The organism is Caballeronia sp. INML2 (genome assembly GCF_023631365.1).
GTDB classification, from domain to species: Bacteria; Pseudomonadota; Gammaproteobacteria; order Burkholderiales; family Burkholderiaceae; genus Caballeronia; species Caballeronia turbans.
Genome location: NZ_JALQDH010000149.1, coordinates 1 through 4,632, shown reverse-complemented (window position 1 = coordinate 4,632; position 4,632 = coordinate 1). Strand labels below are relative to the sequence as shown.

5 protein-coding genes are annotated in these 4,632 nt (G+C 60.5%); 4 read left to right on the top strand and 1 reads right to left on the bottom strand.

What is annotated here, in order from left to right:
• Nucleotides 1-466 precede the first annotated feature (466 nt).
• Complete coding sequence (locus NCT32_RS36375) at nucleotides 467-775, top strand: hypothetical protein (RefSeq protein WP_238215791.1); 309 nt, start codon at nucleotides 467-469, stop codon at nucleotides 773-775.
• A 155-nt stretch (nucleotides 776-930) separates the two neighbouring features.
• Here NCT32_RS36375 and NCT32_RS36370 read toward each other — a convergent pair whose 3' ends face one another.
• Complete coding sequence (locus NCT32_RS36370) at nucleotides 931-2,313, bottom strand: hypothetical protein (RefSeq protein ID WP_086961712.1); 1,383 nt, start codon at nucleotides 2,311-2,313, stop codon at nucleotides 931-933.
• Between the two features lie 822 nt (nucleotides 2,314-3,135).
• Here NCT32_RS36370 and NCT32_RS36365 point away from each other — a divergent pair.
• The 3 genes from NCT32_RS36365 to NCT32_RS36360 all read left to right on the top strand — a co-directional run.
• Nucleotides 3,136-4,026: a hypothetical protein gene (locus NCT32_RS36365; RefSeq protein WP_061121997.1), complete on the top strand. Its 891-nt coding sequence runs from the start codon at nucleotides 3,136-3,138 to the stop codon at nucleotides 4,024-4,026.
• A 97-nt stretch (nucleotides 4,027-4,123) separates the two neighbouring features.
• The gene (locus tag NCT32_RS37410) at nucleotides 4,124-4,291 is read left to right on the top strand and encodes a LacI family DNA-binding transcriptional regulator (protein WP_311768219.1); all 168 of its coding nucleotides are present in this window, start codon (nucleotides 4,124-4,126) and stop codon (nucleotides 4,289-4,291) included.
• Nucleotides 4,292-4,435: 144 nt separating this feature from the next.
• Nucleotides 4,436-4,632, top strand: a 197-nt coding sequence (locus tag NCT32_RS36360) for a DUF4148 domain-containing protein (RefSeq protein ID WP_250491498.1), incomplete at its 3' end; no start/stop codon positions are given.

Sequence of the window (4,632 nt, the reverse complement as noted above, 5' to 3'; positions counted from 1 at the left end):
CTGGATAGATTTGCGTGAATCGTGTCCACGATCGCCGATCATGGACACGATCCCCTGTGATCTATAAGAATTCCACTTCGACAGCACCATCATGCCCCACGCGCGCGCGAATCAGGAACTGGCCCAGCCGAGTCGCTTACCGGCACCACGCCGACGAAGTAGTTGAATCCGTCCGAGGCAGACCAGCGCGTCGACGGCCCAACGCCGATACCACCAGGAACTGGAGCGGTGGACGATTGCGTGCGAAGCCTGATTCGCAATGCGGACTCGCTGGGAGGCCGACCGGCGCTAGACAAGAAGAGAACAGGTTTCTGCTGACGTAGCGCGTCGGCGCCGCTTGCGCCTTTGCGTGAGCCCGGCAAGGACCTACCCTCCAGCGACACGGTCCGACACGCCCCCGCATGCTTCCTTGACTTCTCGTGAGCCTCGATACGCTGGTCTCAACGGATCAGGAGACGCACAGCGTATGAAGTCAATCGTAGCAAAGCGAAATCATCAAGTGCCGGATACTTCAGCCGACGTGCCGAAGCGGACGTCCCTGGAAGCGGATCGTGAACTCGCGCATATACAGAAAGTGGTGACGGCAGTACGGGCAACATCCGTTCCGTTGCCGATAAGCGTTTGCTACTGGAGGGCGCGCCTGCACGAGCTTCGCTTCGCCTATGCGTTACTTCCCGTTCAAGTTGCCCGGCTGTCCGCGCTTGAGATTGACGTCGAGAATATCGCACAAGGACAGGCGGACGTCGGCGCGGGCGACGGACGCCGCGTGGCGTAGTGAGTCAGGCCGGCAAGCGGTCTGTGACCGATGCGGTTCTTACGCGTCGACCCCGACAACTCGGCATTTGCGCACGAAGGCACGAACCCCCGCGCCGCGCGCAGCGCGAATTCGATTGTCCTGGCGCCCTGTGTTCATAGGTCGTGACGTTGCCGCTAGAGCAGAACCGCCTGGCGCAATAACTCCAACGCCTTCAATTCGTCCAAGCGACCGGTGCGTGCCTTGCCGGCGAGCGTCTTCAGGAGCGCCTCGGCGATAGGTGAGATCCCATCGAGACCGTCCAAGTTGGTCGCGGAAGTGGGGGAGGACGGCGTGTCAGCGGGCGGTGACATTGCAACCGCAGGCTGCGACGCCACCGGTGCGGAAACGGCTGCTGGCGTGTGGCTTTCGATGCGTTCCACGGGACCGTCGGCGCGCATCGCAACTGCGCTGCTGACGTTCTTGTGCTGAGCGCTCGCAACGCTGCCGCCGTCGCCCGCCGCATCAGTTGGCAATGGCTCGGTGTGCGGATCGCTCGTGATGCTAGGTACAGCTCGATCGTTTTCGCTCGTCGGAGTGGCTGCGACCGGTGTGTCCTCATACGCCGCCGCGGCGGTGGGCGCCTGTGCTTGACCCGGCGCGCGCGCGCGTGATGCGGGCGCGAGCAGCTGCGCGACTGACTCGGGAATATCGGCTTCGGCGCGGGGTGTGTCCAGCCACCCCGCAGGCAAGCCAAGCCCAGCGGTGAAGCGCTCGGCTTCAGCATCATCCATGCGCTTTTTACCGTGGAGTCGGTGCGCCATATTCGATCCGCTCAAACCCAAGACTGCGCCGAGCTTGACCTTCGAACCGTTGCGCGTGGTGAGAACCTGAAGGTTGGCCTGCCTGATGCGCTCGACGGTCACACCGCCGTTTCGTTGCGCTGCTTGTTTTCGCCCGGCCACTTGATGCGACTGATGCGGTGTGGGCGAACCTCCTGCTCTTGCAGCTTGACCGCTTGTCGGCGCAGAAGCCTTTTGGACACGGGTCTTGGGCGCACCCGACGCTTCTTTAGAACTCTTAGACGGCATGGTCATATCCTTGGGCGAACTGCTGACAAGCAGCAATGGCTTCTGCGCACTTGAAAGAATGGGTGTTGCCTCGATGTCACCTTCATCGGTCATCTCGTCCGTATGGACGAACTCGAGCGGCGCCTTCAGGCGCGCAATCGTCTCCGGGGAAAGGACCGGATGAAGTTGGTCGAAAAAGCCGGAAGGTAGCCCAAGCGTCGTTTCCATGTGGAAGGCGGTCTCGGGCGTGAATCGCTCTCCGCGCATCAGTTCGGCGATCCGGATCATGCTTGAGTCGAGCCCCAGCGCAATATTCTCCGCGCCGACCGCATCGACGAGGAATCTCAAGGAACGAGTCTTAATAATCGACGCCGGCGTCGCTGCGCCATTGGTCTCCCTTGAAGGAGATTGGTCTCGCGCTGGGCGCTTCTGATTCGTCAGGTGATGAGGTTGGCGCCGACTGTTTGGTTTGCCCCGATATCCCGCATTCGGTCCGCGGGTTTGACTCATAGGAGAACTCCGGTGCAATGTGTGAAATTACCGCGTTCCATTATATCGGCCGTCATTCGATCTGAGCGACGCTCGCCACGCATGCGCAGTGTGGGGTGCTGGAGGGATTTTCGCGCGGCGTGGACCGATTGCGATTAGTGGCGCGCCGCGGTGGACATGAGCGGCGAGGCGCGCCCGCTAGCTGTCGGTCTGCCTGTTGCAACACTGCTTCGAACAACGGCAGGTCCGCCGCCTCAAGGTTCCAGCGTCGCTCTACCTCGGCGCGTTCCAGGCCGCGCTCGAGAGCCGCTTCAGCGCGTGCATAAATAACTACATCCGTGTCCCCATAACCCGCATCTTGCACAAAGAACGTGACGCAGACGAGTTGAATAAGCTCGTTGAAAAGATAGGCCGATCCAGCGCCGGCCCGACAGGCGGCGAACGTCAAGTGATTCGATAACGCGACGGTCTGCGCCGCCGACGGAGGCAGGGGCAGCAGCAACTCTTTGCTGAGCGGTTTGCGAGACAACGACCGAGCAGCTTGCGAGGAAGGGCGACGAGATGACATCGGGAAAGAAGGAACTGGAGGTGCCTGGAAAACGGACGCTGAAAAATCACAACAGGCTGGAAGGGTGCGTTATTGTGGCGCGTGCCTCGTTGGCGCACGGACAGCCGGACCATTTGTGCGTCGGCGAACTTGGGGTATCTGAATAATGCGTCGCTCTTCTTTTGGCAGTCGATAATCAGCGCAGCGTTTCGTCGAACGATCCATGGCAGCTTCTTCGACGCGACGAAATCGATTAGCCTGTATCGTCTTCATGGACCTTCTTGAGCGCGACGACAATGCAGCAACTCGACATATTTGCCGACAGCCGGGACGTAGCGCTGCGCAATGATGTGGTGGAGCAGTTGCAGCTTCGCGACGCCGCCGCGGCGCGAACGGCACTCACAGTGCTCGCCGGCGAATACCCGAGCGACAGTGCCCTGCCTTCCATGACGGTGCTTGTCCAGCAACTTGAGAACGCATCAACGCTCGCCGTGACCGACCACGCTGAGTTGGCCGTGATCTGCCGTCACTTTGAGAATGAGGTGGCGCACGCTGCCCGACAAGTTTTGCCCGAGCGGTGCGCCCAGTTGTGGATGACACAATGCTGGCGTGAACTCGCTCAGCGCGCCGCCGCGTTGAGGTACCGTGCCGGTGACCCGGACAGTCACGCCGCACCGCTGTGGCTTCGGGCAAGTGACTGGGCCGCTGCAAGCGACGCTATCGAATCGATTGAGTCCTGGTGGCGCATTCCATCGCCGCTCGCGTGGATGACCGAGGCGCGCTATCGTTCCGCCGGAGTCGATGCTGCGTGGCCGCTAATTGCGGAGTTGGCGTGGGTGGCGCCGGCCCGGTTCACCGCGCTCATCGTCACCCTGCAGGACGCTTCGCTCAACGTGCTGCATCGACGCTTTGATGCAGATTTCCGAGGCACAGGCGAAATCGAAGATTACGCGTGGTTTCCAGCGTGGCTGCTGATCATCAAACCGGCAATCACAGGCAGGCTCGGCGAGGCGCGCGTACAGCGCGATCTGCCGGCATCGCGTGCGACTGCTCTACTCGGAGAGATTCTGCGTCGGGAACGTGAAGGCGAACAGCACGAACTGATTGCCCTGCGTCAAGAGATCCGCCGCCTGCATTCGGGCCTTTTTGACATATACATGGCAACGCGGAACGTGCAGCACCGATGAGACCACGCCGCGTACGTTGCCGGGCCTTGGACCACCGCGTCCCGAACGAAAACCAATCACTGACTCGGAAATCTTCGCTGCAGACTTTCGGCTGCGTGTGGAAGGCGATGCGGACTGTGACGTTTGCATTTTCTGCATAGGCATTGGTTCACCGACCGTGCAGGACGTCGCGCGCCGCGCGAAGGTCTCCGTGGGTTTTGTATCGCGCGTGCTCAATGGGCGCGACAACGTCGCACCGAAGATCCACAAGGCCGTGACCCATTGAGTAGCTCGACCTAGGGTTATCCCGAATACAGCAAGAATTTGTTGTTCAAACGCTCATTAATCTTAAGCGGGCGCTTACCTATACTGAAGTCACTGAAACGCAAACAGGGCTGTTTGCGAAAAACAAGACTCGGAGGTAAGTATCATGAAACTCGCAACTATCGTCGTCGCCGCTGCACTCGCTATCCCGGCAGTTTCTTCTTTTGCTCAAAGCCAACCGCTGACCCGCGCGCAAGTAAAGGCAGAACTGGTCCAACTCGAACGCGCTGGATACAACCCAAGCATGGATCGCGTGACGTATCCGGCCGAGATCCAAGCAGCCGAAGCAAAGGTTGCAGCGCA

Excerpts from the sequence above, each read along its gene's own strand:
- NCT32_RS36365 (WP_061121997.1), top strand. The coding sequence starts at position 3,136 with ATGCAGCAACTCGACATATTTGCCGACAGCCGGGACGTAGCGCTGCGC.
- NCT32_RS36370 (WP_086961712.1), bottom strand. The coding sequence starts at position 2,313 with ATGAGTCAAACCCGCGGACCGAATGCGGGATATCGGGGCAAACCAAAC.
- NCT32_RS36375 (WP_238215791.1), top strand. The coding sequence starts at position 467 with ATGAAGTCAATCGTAGCAAAGCGAAATCATCAAGTGCCGGATACTTCA.